20 protein-coding genes are annotated in these 19052 nt (G+C 69.5%); 6 read left to right on the forward strand and 14 right to left on the reverse strand.

What is annotated here, in order from left to right:
- Window positions 1–84 precede the first annotated feature (84 nt).
- The 6 genes from H8N03_RS11110 to guaB all read right to left on the reverse strand — a co-directional run bounded on the left by H8N03_RS11110 (window position 85) and on the right by guaB (window position 6592).
- Complete coding sequence (locus tag H8N03_RS11110) at window positions 85–1971, reverse strand: sensor histidine kinase (protein ID WP_187076246.1); 1887 nt, start codon at window positions 1969–1971, stop codon at window positions 85–87.
- Window positions 1968–2693 (reverse strand): response regulator, encoded by a 726-nt coding sequence (locus H8N03_RS26620; protein ID WP_187076247.1) that lies wholly within the window; start codon window positions 2691–2693, stop codon window positions 1968–1970. The genes H8N03_RS11110 and H8N03_RS26620 overlap by 4 nt, the downstream gene beginning before the upstream one ends.
- Before the next feature lie 4 nt (window positions 2694–2697).
- Window positions 2698–4311: a glutamine-hydrolyzing GMP synthase gene (gene guaA, locus H8N03_RS11120; RefSeq protein ID WP_187076248.1), complete on the reverse strand. Its 1614-nt coding sequence runs from the start codon at window positions 4309–4311 to the stop codon at window positions 2698–2700.
- 10 nt (window positions 4312–4321) lie between these two features.
- Window positions 4322–4738: a type II toxin-antitoxin system VapC family toxin gene (locus H8N03_RS11125; protein ID WP_187076249.1), complete on the reverse strand. Its 417-nt coding sequence runs from the start codon at window positions 4736–4738 to the stop codon at window positions 4322–4324.
- Window positions 4725–5033: a type II toxin-antitoxin system Phd/YefM family antitoxin gene (locus H8N03_RS11130; RefSeq protein ID WP_187076250.1), complete on the reverse strand. Its 309-nt coding sequence runs from the start codon at window positions 5031–5033 to the stop codon at window positions 4725–4727. Before H8N03_RS11130 ends, H8N03_RS11125 begins: the two co-directional genes overlap by 14 nt.
- A gap of 89 nt (window positions 5034–5122) precedes the next feature.
- Entirely contained in the window at window positions 5123–6592 is a 1470-nt protein-coding gene (gene guaB, locus H8N03_RS11135; protein WP_187076251.1) for an IMP dehydrogenase, read from the reverse strand.
- Window positions 6593–6716: 124 nt separating this feature from the next.
- On the opposite strand from guaB, the gene H8N03_RS11140 reads away from it, so the two are divergent.
- Window positions 6717–7217 (forward strand): DUF4124 domain-containing protein, encoded by a 501-nt coding sequence (locus H8N03_RS11140; RefSeq protein WP_187076252.1) that lies wholly within the window; start codon window positions 6717–6719, stop codon window positions 7215–7217.
- Here the strand turns inward: H8N03_RS11140 and H8N03_RS11145 are convergent.
- Window positions 7211–7537 (reverse strand): RnfH family protein, encoded by a 327-nt coding sequence (locus tag H8N03_RS11145; protein ID WP_187076253.1) that lies wholly within the window; start codon window positions 7535–7537, stop codon window positions 7211–7213. The two genes, H8N03_RS11140 and H8N03_RS11145, sit on opposite strands and share 7 nt — an antisense overlap.
- Before the next feature lie 4 nt (window positions 7538–7541).
- Window positions 7542–7982 carry a type II toxin-antitoxin system RatA family toxin gene (locus H8N03_RS11150; protein ID WP_187076254.1) on the reverse strand — a complete coding sequence of 147 codons (441 nt, stop codon included), beginning with the start codon at window positions 7980–7982 and terminating at the stop codon, window positions 7542–7544.
- Between the two features lie 60 nt (window positions 7983–8042).
- Here H8N03_RS11150 and smpB point away from each other — a divergent pair, with 60 nt between their 5' ends.
- The 5 genes from smpB (at window position 8043) to H8N03_RS11175 (ending at window position 10669) form a co-directional block, all read left to right on the forward strand.
- Entirely contained in the window at window positions 8043–8519 is a 477-nt protein-coding gene (smpB, locus tag H8N03_RS11155; RefSeq protein WP_187076255.1) for an SsrA-binding protein SmpB, read from the forward strand.
- 78 nt (window positions 8520–8597) lie between these two features.
- Window positions 8598–8981, forward strand: a complete 384-nt coding sequence (locus H8N03_RS11160) for a COG4315 family predicted lipoprotein (protein ID WP_187076256.1) — start codon at window positions 8598–8600, stop codon at window positions 8979–8981.
- Window positions 8982–8984: 3 nt separating this feature from the next.
- A complete protein-coding gene (locus H8N03_RS11165) occupies window positions 8985–9317 on the forward strand; it encodes a hypothetical protein (protein WP_187076257.1) in 333 nt (110 codons plus the stop codon).
- A 9-nt stretch (window positions 9318–9326) separates the two neighbouring features.
- Window positions 9327–9857, forward strand: coding sequence for a sigma-70 family RNA polymerase sigma factor (locus tag H8N03_RS11170; RefSeq protein ID WP_187076258.1), 531 nt, complete (start codon window positions 9327–9329; stop codon window positions 9855–9857).
- Window positions 9857–10669: an anti-sigma factor family protein gene (locus H8N03_RS11175; RefSeq protein WP_435531663.1), complete on the forward strand. Its 813-nt coding sequence runs from the start codon at window positions 9857–9859 to the stop codon at window positions 10667–10669. Before H8N03_RS11170 ends, H8N03_RS11175 begins: the two co-directional genes overlap by 1 nt.
- 117 nt (window positions 10670–10786) lie before the next feature.
- Here the strand turns inward: H8N03_RS11175 and H8N03_RS11180 are convergent, their stop codons facing one another.
- From H8N03_RS11180 to infB, 6 genes are all read right to left on the reverse strand, one after another.
- The gene (locus H8N03_RS11180; protein ID WP_255428174.1) at window positions 10787–11869 is read right to left on the reverse strand and encodes an enoyl-CoA hydratase/isomerase family protein; all 1083 of its coding nucleotides are present in this window, start codon (window positions 11867–11869) and stop codon (window positions 10787–10789) included.
- Window positions 11866–12738, reverse strand: coding sequence for a DMT family transporter (locus tag H8N03_RS11185; protein ID WP_187076261.1), 873 nt, complete (start codon window positions 12736–12738; stop codon window positions 11866–11868). Before H8N03_RS11185 ends, H8N03_RS11180 begins: the two co-directional genes overlap by 4 nt.
- A gap of 79 nt (window positions 12739–12817) precedes the next feature.
- Window positions 12818–14644 (reverse strand): translational GTPase TypA, encoded by a 1827-nt coding sequence (gene typA / locus H8N03_RS11190; protein ID WP_187076262.1) that lies wholly within the window; start codon window positions 14642–14644, stop codon window positions 12818–12820.
- Window positions 14641–15594 carry a tRNA pseudouridine(55) synthase TruB gene (gene truB / locus H8N03_RS11195; protein WP_187076263.1) on the reverse strand — a complete coding sequence of 318 codons (954 nt, stop codon included), beginning with the start codon at window positions 15592–15594 and terminating at the stop codon, window positions 14641–14643. Before truB ends, typA begins: the two co-directional genes overlap by 4 nt.
- Window positions 15595–15597: 3 nt before the next feature.
- Window positions 15598–15966, reverse strand: a complete 369-nt coding sequence (rbfA, locus tag H8N03_RS11200) for a 30S ribosome-binding factor RbfA (RefSeq protein ID WP_187076264.1) — start codon at window positions 15964–15966, stop codon at window positions 15598–15600.
- Between the two features lie 161 nt (window positions 15967–16127).
- A complete protein-coding gene (gene infB / locus H8N03_RS11205; RefSeq protein ID WP_187076265.1) occupies window positions 16128–19031 on the reverse strand; it encodes a translation initiation factor IF-2 in 2904 nt (967 codons plus the stop codon).
- Window positions 19032–19052 lie beyond the last annotated feature (21 nt).

The following is a 19052-nucleotide window of genomic DNA, read 5'->3' on the forward strand; positions in this document are numbered from 1 at the left end:
CCAATGACGTCTCCGCAGGATCGCGGCTTCGCCCCTGCCGTGCGCAGGTGCCGACGCAATGTAACGAGGCGTGACGAAGCGGCCCTATCCGCCGGAAGGAGTATTCGCGCCGGGCGCGTGCTGCGCGGTGCCGACCGGCACGCGCAGCGTGAGGCGCGTGCCGCCTTCGGAACTCGCGACCTCGAGCTGCCCGTGCAGTTGCTGCGCCCGCAGCCGCATGTTGCGCATGCCGCGATGCGCCGTTCCCGCGAGCGCACCCTCGGCCGCGAAGCCGCAGCCGTCGTCCTCGATGCGCAGCACGAAGTCGCCGCCCTCCATCCCGCAGGCGAGGCGAAGCCGGGTGGCGCGCGAATGCTTCAGGACGTTGGTGACGGCCTCCTGCACGATGCGCAGGACCTGCAGCGAGGCGCTGGCCGAAGGCAGCGCCGCCACGTCGTCCATGCGCCACTCCAGGGCGACGCCGGAGGCGCGCAGGCGCGGCTCGAGGCGGTAGCGCAGGTTTCCCAGGGCGATCTGCAGGGAGTCCCGCTCCGGCTCCAGCGAATCGATGACGAGCCGCAGGTCGTCGATGCAATCGCGCAGGTGCCGCTCCACTTCCTGCGGGTCGGCTGCGCCGCGCTGCACGGCGTCCAGCGTCGTGATCAGCTGCGAGCCGATGCCGTCGTGCATGTCGCGCATCAGCCGGTCGCGCTCGGCGGCGACGGTCGCGTCGCGCTCCAGCGCGCGCAGCCGTTCGTGCGTGCGCTGCAGCTCGCCGGCGCGCTCCTGCACCCGCTGCTCCAGTTCCGCGTTCAGTGCGCGGGCATGGTCGTAGGTCCGGAAGTAGTTCTCGGCCATCGCGTAGACTAGCGCGCACAGCAGCAGCGGCGCGCCGTAGGCCATGCGGGCCGCGGGCCCGAAGGGCAGCACCTGGGCGGAGACGCCGAGGTCCGTCAGGCCCAGCAGCAGCGTGAGCACCAGGCCGCCGAGGATCACCCAGGGGCCGGCACTGCTCCGTGCGGGTCCCCGCAGGTGACGCAGCAGCAGCACGATCGCCCAGGCGCCCACCGCGGCGCACAGCAGGTACCAGGGCATGCGCACGGCACGCACCACCTGGGGGTCGAGCAAGGCGAAGACGGGCAGCGCCGCCAGGGCGGACGCCAGCAGCCCCCGCTCCACCCGCGCGGGCGGCAGGCCCGTGTAGCGCCGCATGAACATCCACGTCAGCACCACCACCAGTCCGAGGCTGCCCAGCACGAAGGCTTCCCAGACCGACGACGGCAGGCCCCGCACGTCGAGGCTGTAGTGGAAATTGCGCAGCGACCACACGAGCGCCAGCGCCGCGAACAGCCCGTAGATGCCCTCCTCCGGCCGGCGCAGCCACAACAGCAGCACCAGCACGCCGACGAACACCAGCGCCATGTTCAGCGCGCGCGGGAAGGTGACGCGCAAGGCGAGGTCCCGGTCGTAGACGGGCTCGACCACGGTCTGCGGCCCGAGGGTGACGGGCCCGAGCCCGCCGCGCAGGTTGGGCGCCACCCGCAGCCGGATCGCCACCTCGTTGCGCCCCGCGCGCAGCAGCTGCGGCGCGATCACGTTCAGCTGGGGCCGCCCCAGGGAGCGGCTGATCGCCCCCGTCATGGGTCCGCCGCCGACCGTCACGCCGTTGACGAGGAGCTGGTGCGTCGTCGCCACCGTGGGCAGGAAAGCCGCCCAGGTTTCCGCCGGCGCGGACGGCAGCTCGAACTCCGCGCGGTACCAGCCGTAGCCGGACTGGCCGGGGTTGCTGCGGTTCCAGTTGTCGGGGAGCGCGCGCAGCACCCAGCCCGCGCCGGCGGGCGGCGGCTCGCGTGCGTCGGACTTGAGGAACAGGGCCTGCGTGATCTCGATGCTGTGCGCGTCCACCGGCGGCTGCGCGAGCTGCACCATCGCCGCCGCCGCGCCGAGCGCGGCCAGCAGGAGCAGCAGCAAGGCGCCGGCGAGCCGGCTCACAGCTTCAGGAACCCGCGCTGCTGCGCGAGGTACACCGCGTGCTGGCGGGAGGTCGCCTCCAGCTTGCGGTAGATCTTCTGCACGTGCGACTTCACGGTGAGCGGCGAGATGTGGAGGTTTTCGCCGATCTCGGGGACGCTGCTGCCGCGCGCGATGGCTTCGAGGATGGTCATCTCGCGCGGCGACAAGGGCGACGGCTCGGCGGGCGCCGCCGGGACGGCCGCCGCCTCGGTGACCACGGGCGCGGCCGGCGCGGGCGCGCCGGACCCGGGGCGCAGCCGCACGAGCAGCAGGCGCGCGAGCGCGGGGCTGATGGGCGACTCGCCTGCCTGCAGCGCGTGGATGCTGGCGTTGAAGTCGTCGGCCAGGCTGTCCTTCAGCAGGTAGCCGGTGGCGCCGGCCTCGATCGCCTCGAAGAGGTTGCGCTCGCCCCCGAACACGGACACCACCATGATCGACGTGTGCGGGCTGGTGGCTCGGATGTGCCGGATCACGTCGAAGCCGCTGCCGTCCGGCAGGCCCAGGTCCACCAGCGCGACGTCGGGCGCCAGCTTGCCGACGGCCGCCATCGCGGCGAAGGCGCTGTCGAACTCCCCCACCAGCACCAGGCTGGAGTCGCGGGCCAGGTTCTCGCGGTAGCGCTGCGCGTGCAGCGCGTTGTCTTCCACGATGACGACGGAGGTGCGGATCGCCGCGCGGCCGGCGGGGTACTGCTGAATCACCGGATCACTCCCACTCGATCGTCGCCGGCGGCTTGCTGCTCACGTCGTAGGTGACGCGGTTGATCCCGCGCACCTCGTTGATGATGCGGCTGGACACCTTCTTCAGCAGCGCGTACGGCAGTTCCGCCCAGTCGGCGGTCATGAAGTCGCTGGTCTGCACGGCGCGCAGCGCCACCACGTAGTCGTAGGTGCGGCCGTCGCCCATCACGCCCACGCTCTTGACCGGCAGGAAGACGGTGAAAGCCTGGCTGGTGAGGTCGTACCAGGTCTTGCCGGTGTGCTCGTCGCGGAAGTTGCGCAGCTCCTGGATGAAGATGTCGTCCGCGCGCCGCAGCAGGTCGGCGTAATCCTTCTTCACCTCGCCGAGGATGCGCACGCCCAGGCCCGGGCCCGGGAAGGGATGGCGGTAGACCATCTCCGGCGGCAGGCCGAGCGCCACGCCCAGCTCGCGCACTTCGTCCTTGAACAGGTCGCGCAGCGGCTCCAGCAGCTTGAGCCCGAGCTGCTCCGGCAGCCCGCCCACGTTGTGGTGGCTCTTGATCGTGACGGCCTTCTTGCTCTTGGCGCCGCCCGACTCGATCACGTCCGGGTAGATCGTGCCCTGCGCCAGCCACGCGACGTGGCGCTGGTGCGTCTGCTTGATCTTCGCGGCTTCGGCCTTGAAGACGTCGACGAACAGGCCGCCGATGATCTTGCGCTTCTGCTCGGGGTCGCTCACGCCGGCGAGCTTGCCGAGGAACAGGTCGCTCGCGTCCACGCGCACCACCTTCGCGTGCAGCTTGCCGGCGAACATGTCCATGACCATGTCGCCCTCGTTCAGGCGCAGCAGGCCGTGGTCGACGAACACGCAGGTGAGCTGGTCGCCGATGGCGCGGTGGATCAGCGCCGCGGCCACGGAGGAATCGACGCCGCCGGACAGGCCGAGGATCACTTCCTCGTCGCCCACCTGCTGGCGGATCGCCTCCACGGCTTCGGCGATGTGGTCGCGCATCACCCAGTCCGGCTTCGCCTGGCAGATGCCCAGCACGAAGCGCTCCAGGATCGCGCGGCCCTGCACGGTGTGCGTGACCTCGGGGTGGAACTGCACGGCGTAGAAGCGGCGCGCCTCGTCCGCCATGCCGGCGATGGGGCAGCTTTCCGTCGACGCCATGAGCTTGAAGCCGGGCGGCATCTCCGCGACCTTGTCGCCGTGCGACATCCACACGTTCAGCATGCCGTGGCCTTCGGCCGTGGTGAAGTCCGCGATGTCGCGCAGCAGTTCCGTGTGGCCCCGCGCGCGAACCGCGGCGAAGCCGAACTCCCGCTTGTGGCCCGGCTCCACCTTGCCCCCCAGTTGCTGCGCCATGGTCTGCATGCCGTAGCAGATGCCCAGCACGGGCACGCCGAGCTCGAACACCGCCTGCGGCGCGCGGTCGGTGGACTCCTCGTAGACGCTGGCGTGGCTGCCGGAGAGGATCACGCCCTTGAGCTTGCCGTCGGCGGCGTATTCGCGCACCCAGGCGTCGGTGACGTCGCAGGGATGCACTTCGGAGTAGACGTGCGCCTCGCGCACGCGGCGGGCGATCAGCTGCGTGACCTGCGAGCCGAAGTCGAGGATGAGGATCTTGTCGTGTTGCATGTTCAGGCGTTCAGGGCAGGTCGGTGATCAGCGGATGGTCGATCTTCCGGCAGGCGCGCTGCAAGGCGCGGTCCATGGTCACCAGGGGGGCTTTGAGGTCGACCGCGACCTTGAGGTACGCGGCGTCGTAGGGCGTGAGCTCGAGCGACCGGGACCAGTTCCAGAACTCGAGGGGCGAGACGCGCAGGGGCGCGAGCGCCACGGGCAGGCGGCTCAGCAGGCGCAGCACGTGCTGGTGCACGCTCGGCGTGAACCGGCCACGCGCGAGCGCCTGGCCGGCCGCATGCAGGGCTTCGAGCGGGAAGATCGCCGCGCTGGTGGCGCTCTCCTCCTCGGTGATCACGCGCACGAGGGCCTGCGACACCTTGTCGCCGCCTTCGTCGGGAAAGACCCAGCTCGCGAAGGCCGAAGCGTCAACGACCAGCATCGTCGCCCTTGGGGTCGCGGGTCCACGCGTCGCCGCGCGCATCGCGGTCGCGCTTGTGGTCTTCCCAGAGTTCCTGGAAGGGCTCGCCGCGGCCGACCTTGGCGCGCAGGGCCTCGAGCTCCTGCGTGATCGCCTGGCGGCGCGCCTCGATGCTGGGCTGCTCCGTCTCCGGCTCCTTGATCAGCCGGATCACGCGCTTGCCGTGCCGCGTGAGCACGACTTCCTCGCCCTGCTCCACCGCGCGGATGAGCTCGGAGAGCTGGCTCTTGGCCTGGTGGATGGGAATCGTCTGCATATCTGGCTCGACTGCGGCGGGATCTGGCCAGATTTTAAGGGCGTGCAAGAAAAAAGGCCAGAAAATTCTGGCCTTTTTTGCCTTGCGACTCAGTCCGCCCGGTAGTTCGGCGCTTCCTTCGTGATCTGCACGTCGTGCACGTGGCTCTCGCGCATGCCGGCGGCCGTGATCTCGACGAACTCGGCGCGGTTGCGCATGTCCTCGATGTTGCCGCAGCCGCAGTAGCCCATCGCCGCGCGCACGCCGCCGGCGAGCTGGTAGACGATGGTGACCAGCGAGCCCTTGTACGGCACGCGGCCTTCGATGCCTTCGGGCACCAGCTTGTCCGCGTTCGGGTTGCCGGTGGTCGCTTCCTGGAAGTAGCGGTCGGCGCTGCCCTGCTGCATGGCGCCGATCGAGCCCATGCCGCGGTAGCTCTTGTAGCTGCGGCCCTGGTACAGGACGATCTCGCCGGGCGCCTCCTCGGTGCCGGCGAACATGCCGCCCATCATCACGGTGCTCGCGCCCGCGGCGATCGCCTTGGCGATGTCGCCGGAAAAGCGGATGCCGCCGTCCGCGATCAGCGGCACGCCGCTGCCGGCCAGCGCCGTGGCGACGTTGTCGATGGCGGTGATCTGCGGCACGCCCACGCCCGCGACGATGCGGGTGGTGCAGATGGAGCCCGGGCCGATGCCGACCTTCACGGCGTCGGCACCCGCGTCCGCCAGCGCGCGCGCGGCGGAACCGGTGGCGATGTTGCCGCCGATCACGTCCACCTGCGGGTAGTTCTGCTTCACCCAGCGCACGCGGTCGATCACGCCCTTGCTGTGGCCGTGGGCCGTGTCCACCACGATGGCGTCCACGCCGGCCTTCACCAGCGCCTCGACGCGTTCCTCGGTGCCCTCGCCCACGCCGACGGCGGCGCCGACGCGCAGCCGGCCGCTCGCGTCGCGCGCGGCGTTCGGGAAGCTGGTCTGCTTGGTGATGTCCTTGACGGTGATCAGGCCCTTGAGCGCGAACGCGTCGTCGATCACGAGCAGCCGTTCGAGCTTGTGCTTGTTCAGCAGCGCCTTGGCTTCCGCCGGGCTGGTGCCTTCGCGCACGGTGATCAGCTTCTCGCGCGGCGTCATGATCTGGCTCACCGGCACGTCGTAGCGCGTCTCGAAGCGCAGGTCCCGGCCGGTGACGATGCCCACCACCTTGCCCGCATCGAGCACGGGGAAGCCGGAGATCCCCAGCTGTTCCTGCAGCGCGATGACCTGGCGCACGGTGTGCTGCGGCGTGATCACGACGGGGTCGCGCAGCACGCCGGACTCGTAGCGCTTGACGCGCGCGACCTCCGCGGCCTGTTGCTGCGGGGTGAGGTTCTTGTGGACGATGCCCATGCCGCCTTCCTGCGCGATGGCGATCGCGAGGCGCGCCTCCGTCACCGTGTCCATCGCCGCGGACACCAGTGGCAGGTTCAGCTGGATGTTGCGCGAGAGCTGGGTTGCGAGGGAGGTGTCCTTGGGCAGGACCTGGGAGAACGCCGGCACCAGCAACACATCGTCGAAGGTGAGCGCTTTTCCGAGAAGGCGCATTCTGAAGGCTCCAAAAAAAGGATTGTACCCGCGTGCAATTTCGCACAGGCGGCCCGGGGCATGGCCGCAACGAAGAGGGATAGGCACTAGGGTCCGGGGGGGCCGCCGAGCTAAACTGAAACGCATGAATGCTGCCCGCCTCGCCCTGCTCGCCCTCGCCTGCTCCCTGCCCCTGGCCGCCACTGCGCAATGGCAGTGGGTGGACAAGAGTGGCCGCAAGGTCTACAGCGACCAGGCTCCGCCGGCGGACATCCCGGCGGACAAGATCCTGAAGGGCCCCAAGGGCATGGTGCCCGCGGCGGCCGCGCCCGTCGCCACCCCGGTGGTGGATACCGCGACCGCTCCCGCCGTTCCCAAGCTCTCCGGCAAGGACAAGACGCTCGAGGAGAAGAAGAAGCAGCTCCAGGCCGCCGACGCCGAGAAGAAGAAGGCCGAGGAGGCGCAACTCGCCGCCGCCCGCGCGGAGAACTGCGCCCGCGCCCGCAACGCCAAGACCACCTACGAGTCCGGCCAACGCATCGCGCGGGTCGACGCCAAGGGCGAACGCGTCTACGTCGAGGACGCCGAGCGTGCCGCCGAGATCAAGCGGCTCGGCGACCTGATCTCGCGCGACTGCGTTCAGTAACCCGGCTTCGCGCCCGGCCGCCGCTGCGCGAACAGGCCAGCGGCGCGGGAGCCCTGCTTGCGGAAACGCTCGCGCCGTGCCACCTTCGGGTCCACCTTGAGGTCGCGGTAGACCTCCACCCGGTCCCCGTCGCGCACCGGCTGCTGCCCGGCGCAGCGCCTCCCCCAGATCCCGACTTCCGGCACGGCCACGTCCGGTGCCGCAGCGCGCCAGCCGCTCGCGAGCACGGCGTCGCGCACCGTGGCGCCCTCGGGCAGGTCCACGGTCCACTCCAGCACCTCGCGGGGCGCGGGCGAATAGAGCACGGTCACGCGCGGCATGGCATCACCCGTAGATCTGCTCGGCGCGCTTGACGAAGGCGTCGACCAGGTTGCCCGCGATGCGGTCGAACACGGGACCCACCAGGGCCGCGAGCGCGGCGTTCTTGAACGCGTACTGCAGCTCCAGCGTCACCTTGCAGGCGCGCTGGCCGGCGTGCCCGAGCGGCTGGAACTTCCAGGTGCCATCGAGGTTGGAGAACGGCCCGTCGACGAGTTTCATGCGCACCTCGCGCCCCGGCAGGTGCGTGTTGCGGGTGGTGAAGGTCTGGCGGATGCCGGAGAAATGGATGCCGACCTCCGCCTTCATGCCGTCCGGCTCGAGCGCGATCACCGAGGAGCGGTCGCACCAGGGGAGGAATTCGCAGTACTTCGCCACGTCGGTCACCAGCGCGTACATCTCCTCGGCGCTGTACCAGATGAGGACGGACTTGTGGACGGATTTCATGGAGAATTGCGGGCCCGCGCGGGATTGTAGAGAGCCGCTGTCGGCCTCAACTGTCATCCTATGGCGCAAAAGAAAGAAACCTCCTCTCCCCGCATCGCCGAAAACAAGAAAGCCGCCTTCGACTACTTCTTCGAGGAGCGGCACGAGGCCGGCCTCGTGCTGCAAGGCTGGGAGGTCAAGGCGGCGCGCAACGGCAAGGCGCGCATCACGGAGGGCTACGTCGTCATCCGCGACGGCGAGCTGTTCCTGATCGGCTGCCACATCGACCCGCTGAAGACCGCGTCCACCCACGTCAATCCGGAAGCCGCCCGCACCCGCAAGCTCCTGATGCACAAGGACGAGATCCGCCGCCTGATCGGCAAGGTGGAACAGAAAGGCCACACGCTCGTGCCGCTCCAGTTGTACTGGAAGGCCGGCAAGGTGAAGGTCGAAATCGCGCTGGCCCGCGGCAAGGCCACGCACGACAAGCGCGAGACGATCAAGGACCGCGAAGGCAAGCGGGAAGTCGAGCGCGCCATGAAGGAACGGCACCGCTGATCCGGCCCGCGCCAGCCCGGCGGGAATAAACCGGCCCCGCCCCGCGTTCATCCGTCAAACCCATACACGGAGAACGCCATGCGCGCCCTTTCCCGCCTCGCCCCCCTCGCCTGCGCCGCCCTGCTCGCGGCCTGTTCGTCCATGCCCTGGTCGCGCGCGCCCGCGACCGTGGCCGACGGCGTCTTCGTCGGCCCGAACGGCATGACCCTCTACACCTTCGACCGCGACACCATGGGCGCGGGCAAGTCCGTGTGCAACGGTCCGTGCGCCACCGCCTGGCCGCCCCTGATGGCCAGCGCCGGCGACACCGGCAGCGGCGAATGGACCATCGTCACGCGCGACGACGGCAGCCGCCAGTGGGCCTATCGGGGCAAGCCCGTGTACTACTGGGCGCGCGACGCCAAGCCGGGGGACCGCACCGGCGACGGCTTCAACAACGCCTGGCGCCTGGCCCGTCCCTGAGCCATGCTGAAGCAGCTCCTGTCCTTCGCGCGCTGGGGGCGTCCCCGCTTCCTGGAGTCCGCGCCGGTGATGGATGCCTGCGTGGTCGAGGAAGTGCGGCAGGCGATGCGTGAACGCGTGCAGGAAGTGCCGGGCGCAGCCACGGCGCGCCTGATGGGAGCGATCGAGCGGGCGCCGGACCTCCAGGCGCTGTGGTTCCTTCGCTCTCCCCTGATGCAGGCCCTCGCCAAGGTACGGGGCGAGTTGGGAGCACGGGTGGCCCTGGCGGAACTCGATCTCCTGTTCCGCCAGGGCTGGCCCGACGCGCCGCTGTCGCGTTTTGCTGCGCTCGGGTAGGCTCGCGGCATGTCGTCCACGCAACCGAGCAGCCTCGTCGGCCACATCCCGGACCTGCGGCGCTATGCCCGCTCGCTCACGGGCGATGCCTGGGCGGCCGACGACCTGGTGCAGGACACGCTGGAGCGCGCCTGCCATCGCTGGCAGCTCTGGGCGGCGGGCAGCGACCTGCGCGCGTGGCTGTTCACGCTGATGCACAACCTGTTCGTCGACGGGGCGCGCCGTGCGGTGCGGCAGCAGGTGGCGCACCGGGTCGACGTGGACGACGTGGCGAACGAGCTGGCCGCTCCCGGCGGCGTGCCGGACCAGGCGCTGGACCTGCAGCGCTGCCTGCTGCGGCTGCCGGCCGAACAACGCGAGGTGCTGCTGCTGGTGACGCTGCAGGACCTGGGCTACGAGGAAGCGGCGCGCATCACGGGGGTGCCGATCGGCACCGTGATGTCGCGCCTGTCGCGGGCGCGCGCCCGGTTGCGGGACCTGATGGAGGGCAAGCCCGTGCCCGCCACGCCCTCCGCCCCGGCGCTGCGCCGACTGAAGTGATGGACATGAAGGAAGACACCCAACTGCTGCCCGGGGAGGCCGAATTGCACGCCTACGTCGATGGCCGACTCGACGCCGCCGCGCGGGCGGCGGTGGAAGGCCGGCTCGCGGTCGACCCCGAGGCCGCGGAGCGCGTGCGGGCGTGGCGCATGCAGCGCGACCTGCTGCGCGCGCTGCACGTCGACGTGCGCGACGAGCCCGTGCCCGAGCACCTGCTGCATGCCGCCGGCCAGCTGCAGCGGCGCAGCGTGCGCTTCGCGCAGTGGCAGCGCTGGGGCGGCATGGCGGCTTCCGTTCTGCTCGCGTTCGCGCTGGGCTGGGCGGGCCACGTGCAGTGGCAGGCCAGCGGCTTCGGCGCCGGCAATGCGCGCGGCACCGTCGCCTTCGCGCACCAGGCCGCGGTGGCGCACGTCGTGTACATGCCCGAAGTGCGGCACCCGGTGGAAGTCGAGGCCGCGCAGCAGCAGCACCTGGTGCAGTGGCTGTCCAAGCGGCTGAACCGGCCGCTGAAAGTGCCCAACCTCACCGCCAACGGCTACGAACTGGTGGGCGGCCGGCTCCTGCCCGGCGACGGCGGCGCCCGCGCGCAGTTCATGTTCCAGAACGCGGCCGGCGAACGCATCACCCTCTACATCGGCGCCGTCGACGGCGCGAAGCAGCGCGGCATGGAGGAAACCGCGTTCCGCTATGCCACGGAAGGCAGCGTGTCGACCTTCTACTGGGTGGACCAGGGCTTCGGCTACGCGCTGTCCGGACGCCTGCCGCGGCAGGGGCTGCTGTCGCTGGCGGACGCGGTCTACAAGCAGCTGTAGGAAGGTCCTGCGCGCATCGCTGGGGTTCCTTTGCCACCGGCACCCTACGTTCACGCCCCCTCACCTGTAGGCTGGCGGTGAGCGGAGCGAACCCCAGCGGTGCGCGCAGCGCCGTCCTTACCCGAGGTCCCGCAACGGGTGCGCGTGCCCCGGCCACGGGCTCGCGAAGAACGCCTGCACCATCTCCGGCGTGACGTCCTCGATGCGCGCCGGGTTCCAGCGCGGCGCATGGTCCTTGTCCACCGCCAGCGCGCGGATCCCTTCGAACGTCTCGCCCGCGGCCCCGGGCCGCAGGTGGAAGCAGTGCCGCACCATGTCGCGCTCCATCCGCAGGTCCGCGGCCAGCGTCATGTGCCGCGCGCGCCGCAGGTGTTCCAGCGTGACGTGCAGCATGAGCGGGGACCGCTTGCGCAGCACCGCCGCCGTCTCGCGCGCCCAGTCGGACGCGTCCGCCTCCAGCGCGCGGACGATCTCGCCTACCGTGCCCAGCCCGAAGAACCGGTCGATGCCGGCGCGGCGCGCCGCGAGATCGCTGGCCGGCCGGGCGGCCAGCTGCACCTGTTCGCGCAAGGCTTCGAAGCTCTCGCGGTCCGCGAGGCTGTCCCACGCGCGCGCGAGCTCCGCGGAAGGCAGCACGCCGTCCGCGAGGCGCACGGCGGCGGCATCGCCGCCGGTGATCAACTGTCCCGTGAGCGCGAGGTACTCGCCGATCCGCCCCGGGCAGCGCGCCAGGAACCAGCCGCCGCCCACGTCCGGGAACAGGCCGATGTTCGTCTCCGGCATGGCCATCTTCGTGCGCTCGGTCGCGATGCGCAGGCTGGCGTCGCTGCCGTGCGCCGAGATGCCCATGCCGCCGCCCATCACGATGCCGTCCATGAACACGACATACGGTTTCGGATAGCCGTGGATCAGGTGGTTGAGGGTGTATTCCTCGGTGAAGAAGTCCTCCAGCCGCGGGTCGCCCGCGAGCACCGCCTGGTGGAAGAAGCGGATGTCCCCGCCCGCGCAGAAAGCGCCGAAAGGTCCTTCCTTGCCCATGCCTCGCACGCCGACGCGCTCGATGCGCGGGTCGTCGCGCCAGGCGAGCAAGGCCGCCGTGAGGTCGCGGATCATCTCCAGCGACAGCGCATTGAGCGCCTTCGGTCGGTCCAGCGTGACCAGGCCCGCGGTGCCGCGCACTTCGGCCTGCACGTGACTCATATCCTCTGCCTCCATCCCACGAGTTCGTTGACCACCAGCGCCCCCACCACCAGCGCGCCGCCGGTGAGCACGGAAGGACGCGGCACTTCGTTCGCCCCCAGCCAGGCAAGCAGGATGCCGAAGATCACTTCCAGCAGCGCCAGCAGCGCGACCTCCGGCGCCTGCAGCACGCGCGCGCAGACCACGGCCAGCACGCAGGGGATCGCCAGCTGCACGAGCCCGAGCAGCGCCAGCAGCCCGAGGTCGTGCGACGTGGCCTGGAAAGGCAGCGCCAGCGGCAGCGTGGCCAGCGAAGAGAGGGCCGCGCCCACGAGCACGGCCGGAACCAGGTCCACCTGCGTGCCCTGCGCGTGCGCGCGCTGCGTCAGGGTCCAGTTCACGCCGCCCGCGATGGGCACGCACAGCGCCACCAGCGTGCCGGCGAAGCGGCCCGCCTCGATCTGCGTGCCGTACATGTAGGCGATGCCGGCACCCGCGACGAAGATGGCGAGCCAGGTGCGGCCGGGAATGCGGTGGCCGATGACGGCCCACGCGATCAGCGCCGTCAGGAAAGGGCCCAGCGCCATCGTCACGAGCACGCTGGCGACGCTCGTCATGGTGAGGGCCACCATGAAGGCGGTGAACATGATGCTCCAGCACACGCCGGACAGCCACAGGGGCCAGCCCGCGCGCCGGATCTTCGTGAACACCTCGCGCCCCTGGAAGAACGGCAGGATCACCAGCAGCGACACCACGGTGAAGAAGCTGCGCCAGAAGGTCACCTCGAAGCTGCGCGCGTGCTCCAGGTGCCGCGTGACCACGCCGGCGATGGACCACATGAGCGTCACGGCGACCATGAGGAACACCGCCTGTGTGTGGGTGAGTTTCATTGTTGTTCTGCCGGGGTCGGCTTCGCCGGACCCGGCCTGCGGGCGAAAGAAAAGGCGGGCACCGGGCCCGCCTCGCATCTTAAGCCGCTTCGCGCAGCGCACGCTTGCGCTCGTGCTCCTTGAGGAAGCGCTTGCGCAGGCGGATCGTCTGGGGCGTGATCTCCACCAGTTCGTCCTCCTCGATGAACTCCACGCCGTATTCCAGCGTGAGGTCGATCGGGGGCGTGATCTTGATCGCGTCTTCCTTGCCGGAGACGCGGAAGTTGGTCAGCTGCTTGGTGCGCGTCGCGTTCACGACCAGGTCGTTGTCGCGGTTGTGCACGCCGACGATCATGCCTTCGTAGACCTTGTCGTTCGGCTTCACGAACATGCGGCCGCGGTCGTCCAGCTTGCCCAGGGCGTAGGTGAAGATCTCGCCTTCGTCCATGGAGATCAGCACGCCGTTCTTGCGGCTGGCGATGTCGCCCTTGAACGGCTCGTAGCCGTCGAAGATGTTGGAGATCAGGCCCGAGCCGCGGGTCAGGTTCAGGAACTCGTTGGAGAAGCCGATCAGGCCCCGCGCGGGAATGCGGTACTCCAGGCGCACGCGGCCGCGGCCGTCGGGCTCCATGTTCACCAGCTCGCCCTTGCGCTCGCCGAGCGCCTGCATCACGCCGCCCTGGTGGCCTTCCTCGATGTCGGCCGTCACCAGCTCGATCGGCTCGTTGCGCACGCCGTCGATGTCCTTGAACACCACGCGCGGCTTGGAGACTGCCAGCTCGTAGCCCTCCCGGCGCATGTTCTCCAGCAGGATGGTCAGGTGCAGTTCGCCCCGGCCGCTGACTTCGAACACGCCTTCCTCGTCGGTCTCGCGCACGCGCAGGGCCACGTTGGACTGCAGTTCCTTCTGCAGGCGGTCCCAGAGCTGGCGGCTCGTCACGAACTTGCCTTCCTTGCCGGCGAACGGCGAGGTGTTGACGCAGAAGTTCATCGTCAGCGTCGGCTCGTCGATCTTCAGCATCGGCAGCGGCTGCGGGTTCGCCGGGTCGGTGACCGTCACGCCGATGCCGATGTCCTCGATGCCGTTGATCAGCACGATGTCGCCGGGGCCGGCTTCCTTGACCTGCACGCGCGTGAGGCCCTCGAAGGTCAGCACCTGGTTGATGCGGCCCTTGACCTGCTTGCCGTCCGGGCCTTCCATCACGAGGACGTCCATCGACGGACGGATCGTGCCCTGGTTGATGCGGCCCACGCCGATGCGGCCCACGAAGGTGGAGTAGTCCAGCGCGGAGATCTGCAGCTGCAGGGGCGCGGCGGCGTCGCCGGCGTGCTCCGGCACGTGCTTCAGGATCGTGTCGAACAGGGCGGACATGTCCGGGCCCCACTGGGCGCCGGCGTCGCCCTCTTCCATCGAAGACCAGCCGTTGATGCCCGAGGCGTAGACGACCGGGAAATCGAGCTGTTCGTCGGTGGCGCCGAGCTTGTCGAACAGGTCGAAGGCGGCGTTGATCACCTTGTCGGGGTTCGCGCCCGGCTTGTCGACCTTGTTCACGACCACGATCGGGCGCAGGCCCAGGGCCAGCGCCTTCTTGGTCACGAAGCGCGTCTGCGGCATCGGGCCTTCCTGCGCGTCGATCAGCAGCAGCACGCCGTCGACCATCGACAGGGCGCGCTCCACCTCGCCGCCGAAGTCCGCGTGGCCGGGCGTGTCGACGATGTTGATGTGGGTACCCTTCCAGCTCACGGCGCAGTTCTTGGCCAGGATGGTGATGCCGCGCTCGCGTTCGATGGCGTTGTTGTCCATCACGGTGTCCTGCACCTTCTCGTGCTCGGCGAAGGTGCCGGACTGGCGCAGCAGCTGGTCCACCATGGTGGTCTTGCCGTGGTCGACGTGGGCGATGATGGCGATGTTTCGGATTTGCGTCATACGTTCTCTGGCTCGGCCACGCCGAGGATTTGCTGGATTTCGATGGGGCTCAGCAGGCGGGAGGGGATCAGCTCCCCCGCCTTCACGTGAGCGGTGCCGAGGAGCGCACGCGGAGCGTCCCCGAAGACTGCGACCTGGGGGGCGTCGCGCCAGCCGCCGCGGCGGCGCAGCCCGCTGAGGAAGCGGGCTGCATCTTCCGTGCCCAGCGTGACCGGCACGTGGCCGGGCAGCAGGGCCTCCACCGGCAGCAGCCGGCCGATACGGTCAGACTCCGGCAGCGCCTCGAGTTCCGCCAGCGTCAGGCATTGCGAAACATCGAAGGGCCCCGTGGCAATTCTTCGCAGGGCGCGCAGGTGGGCGCCGCAGCCCAGCGCCTGGCCGATGTCCTCGCCCAGCGTCCGGATGTAGGTGCCCTTGCTGACCCTGGCCACGATCTTCAGGAGCGCGGGCTCGACGAGTTCCAGGCGGAGCTCGAACACGCGCACCTGCCGCGCCTCGCGTTCCACCTCGACGCCCGCGCGGGCGTACTCGTAGAGGGCCTTGCCGTCCTTCTTGAGCGCGCTGTGCATGGGCGGGACCTGGGCGATCCCGCCGGTGAACCGCGCCTGGACTTCCGCCAGCGTCCCGGGCGGGATCGCCGGCACGTCGCGCCGCTCGACCACCTCGCCTTCGCTGTCGCCGGACGCCGTGCGCACGCCCAGCCGGGCCAGCGCTTCATAGCTCTTGTCCGCGTCGAGGTGCAGCTGGCTGAACTTGGTCGCCGCGCCGAAGCACAGCGGCAGCACGCCGGTGGCCATCGGGTCGAGCGTGCCGGTGTGGCCGGCCTTCTCCGCCCGCAGCAGCCACTTGGCCTTCTGCAGCGCGTCGTTGCTGGACAAGCCCAGCGGTTTATCGAGCAGCAACACCCCATGCACAGGGCGCCGCTGCACCCTGGTGCGTGGCGCGTTCACGTGCTATTCGTCCTTGGAACGGGAAGAGACCGCCTTGGCGATCAGGGCGTTCATGTCGGCCGCGCGCTCGGTGGTGCGGTCGAAGTGGAAGTGCAGCGTGGGCACCGTGTGGATGTGGAGCCGCTTGAACAGGTGGTTGCGCAGGAAGCCGGCGGCCTGGTTGAGGGCCTCCTCGGTTTCCTGCGGGTCCCCCACGAGGATGCTGAAGAACACCTTGGCGTGCGCGTAGTCCGGCGTGACCTCCACGGCACTGACCGTGACCATGCCCACCCGCGGGTCCTTCAACTCGCGGGCGATCAGCTCCGTCAGGTCGCGCTGGATCTGGTCCGCGATCTGGTAGGAGCGATTGGGCTTGGTGGACTTCTTGGGCATGACTTTGCGCGATCTGAACTACCAACATCCGGACGCAGAAGACGCAGAGGTTTCGCAGAAGACGCAGAAGGAGCCAAGAAAGTCCTTCTGGAAGTTCTTTTGCGTCTTCTGCGTCACTTTTGCGCCTTCTGCGTCCGGTTGTTTGTCTTTGGCTGTCCGCCTTACAGCGTCCGCGCGATCTCCTTGACTTCGAAGAATTCGAGCTGGTCGCCTTCCTTGATGTCGTTGTAGTTCTTCAGCTTGATGCCGCACTCGAAGCCTTCCTTGACTTCGCGCACGTCGTCCTTCATCCGCTTGAGCGACTCGAGCTCGCCCGTGTAGACCACCACGTTGTCGCGCAGCAGGCGGAAGTGCGCGCTGCGGGTGACCGTGCCGGACGTGACGTAGCAGCCTGCCACCGTGCCGATCTTGGACGCCACGAAGACGGTGCGGATCTCGGCGGAGCCGATGACCTCTTCCCGCTTCTCGGGCGCCAGCATGCCGGACATGGCCGCCTTCAGTTCATCCACCGCGTCGTAGATGATGTTGTAGTAGCGCAGCTCGACCCCGTTGCCCTCGGCCAGCTTGCGCGCGCCGGCGTCGGCACGCACGTTGAAGCCGATGATGATGGCCTTGGAGGCGATCGCCAGGTTGACGTCCGATTCGCTGATGCCGCCGACGGCCGTGTAGACCATCTGCACCTTCACCTCTTCGTTCGACAGCTTCAGCAGCGACTGCGCCAGCGCTTCCTGCGAGCCCTGCACGTCCGCCTTCACGATGATCGGCAGCGTCTTCACCTCGCCGGCGGTCATGTCCGCGAACATGTTCTCCAGCTTGGCGGCCTGCTGCTTGGCGAGCTTCGTGTTGCGGAACTTGCCGGCACGGTAGGTCGCGATCTCGCGCGCACGGCGCTCGTCCGACATCACCATGAACTCGTCGCCGGCCTGCGGCACGTCGCTCAGGCCCTGGATCTCCACCGGGATGGAGGGACCCGCGGACTTGATGGTCTTGCCGTTCTCGTCCAGCATGGCGCGCACGCGGCCATAGGTCTGGCCTGCCAGCACCACGTCGCCGACCTTCAGCGTGCCGGACTGCACCAGCACCGTCGCGACCGGACCGCGGCCCTTGTCCAGCTGCGCTTCGATCACGAGGCCCTTGGCCATCGCGTCCACCGGCGCCTTCAGCTCCAGCACTTCGGCCTGCAGCAGCACCTGCTCCAGCAGGTCGTCGATGCCGGCACCGGTCTTGGCCGACACGCTCACGAAGGGCGAATCGCCGCCGTACTCTTCCGGCACGACTTCCTCGGCCACCAGTTCCTGCTTCACGCGGTCCGGGTTGGCATCGGGCTTGTCGATCTTGTTCACGGCCACCACGATCGGGACGCCGGCCGCCTTCGCGTGCTTCACGGCTTCCTTGGTCTGGGGCATGACGCCGTCATCGGCCGCCACCACCAGGATCACGATGTCCGTCGCCTGCGCACCGCGGGCACGCATGGCGGTGAACGCCTCGTGGCCGGGGGTGTCCAGGAAGGAGATCACGCCGCGCGGGGTCTCCACGTGGTACGCGCCGATGTGCTGCGTGATGCCGCCGGCTTCGCCCGCGGCGACCTTGGCGCGGCGGATGTAGTCCAGCAGCGAGGTCTTGCCGTGGTCGACGTGGCCCATGACGGTCACGACCGGCGCGCGCGGCAGCGCCTCGGCGGTGGCGCCGGACACTTCTTCCTCGGTGAACGCTTCCGGATCGTCCAGGGCGGCGGTCACCGCCTTGTGGCCCATTTCCTCGACCACGATCATGGCCGTGTCCTGGTCCAGCGACTGGTTGATCGTCACGAGCTGGCCCATCTTCATCAGGGTCTTGATCACCTCGGACGCCTTCACGGCCATCTTGTGCGCGAGTTCGGAGACGGTGATCGTCTCCGGCACGTGCACTTCGATGATGCGCTGCTCCACCGGTGCGGACTGCTGGTGGTCGTCGCGGTCGCCGCGGTGGTCGCCACGGCGCCCGCCACGGGGGCCGCCGCGCCACGAATTGCGGCCGACGCCGCCGGACGCATCGCCGCGGGTCTTGATTTCCTTCTTCTTGGCCGGATCGTTCGCCCAGCTGGAGGACAGCTTGGCGGACTTCACTTCCTTGCCGGCACCCGGGCCGGCGGGCGCGGGGGCGGCGCCGGGCGCGCCCGGACGGCCCGGCTGCGCCGGCGGCTTGTGCAGCGTGCCCTTGACGCCCGGCTTCGCGGGTTCCGGTGCCTTGGCGACCGGCTTCTCCGGCGCCTTGGCGACCAGCACCTTCTTGGGCGCGCTCATCATCGAGCGGATCGCGGCCGCTTCGGCTTCGGCCTTGCGGCGGCGTTCCTGCAGGTCCTTGGCGCGCTGGGCTTCCTCGTCGGCGCGTGCCTTCGATTCGGCGGCGGCCTTCTCGCGCGCTTCCGCGGCGGCCTTGTCGCGTGCTTCCTGCTGCGCCTTGGCGACGGCCTGCGCCGCTTCCTGTTCGGCGGCCTTGGCGGCGGTGGCGCCGGCCTGCTTGGCCTCGTACGCCTCCGCGCGCTCCTGCGCCTCGCGCTCCTTCTGGGCCTGCGCGGCACGGGCTTCTTCCTCGGCGCGCTGGCGCGCTTCGGCTTCCTCGCGCTCGCGGCGCTTGGCGGCCAGTTCTTCTTCCTGGCGGCGGATCAGTTCGGCCTGGTGGCGGGCTTCCTCTTCCCGGCGCGCCAGTTCAGCCTCGTCCGGGCCTTGCGGCGCGGGCGGCTGGGCGGCTTCCGGCGCCTCGACGACCGCGGTGTCGCTGCCTTCGTCGCGCTTGATGAAGGTGCGCTTCTTGCGCACTTCCACCTGGATGGTGCGGGCCTTGCCGGTCGCGTCCGCCTGCTTGATCTCGCTGGTGGACTTCTTCACCAGCGTGATCTTCTTGCGTTCGGGCGTGGCGGTGCCGTGGCTCGCCTGGAGGTGCCCCAGGAGCTTCTGCTTGTCGGCGTCGGTCAGGGAATCGGTCGGGCCCGATTTGGTGACGCCGGCGCTGCGGAGCTGCTCCAGCAGCGTCTCGGTCGATTTCTTGAGTTCGTTCGCGAACTCGGCGACGGTGGTGCTAGACATGTTCTGTTCGTCCCCCTCCCT

Origin of the sequence: Ramlibacter cellulosilyticus (genome assembly GCF_014297465.1) — a bacterium.
GTDB classification, from domain to species: Bacteria; Pseudomonadota; Gammaproteobacteria; order Burkholderiales; family Burkholderiaceae_C; genus Ramlibacter; species Ramlibacter cellulosilyticus.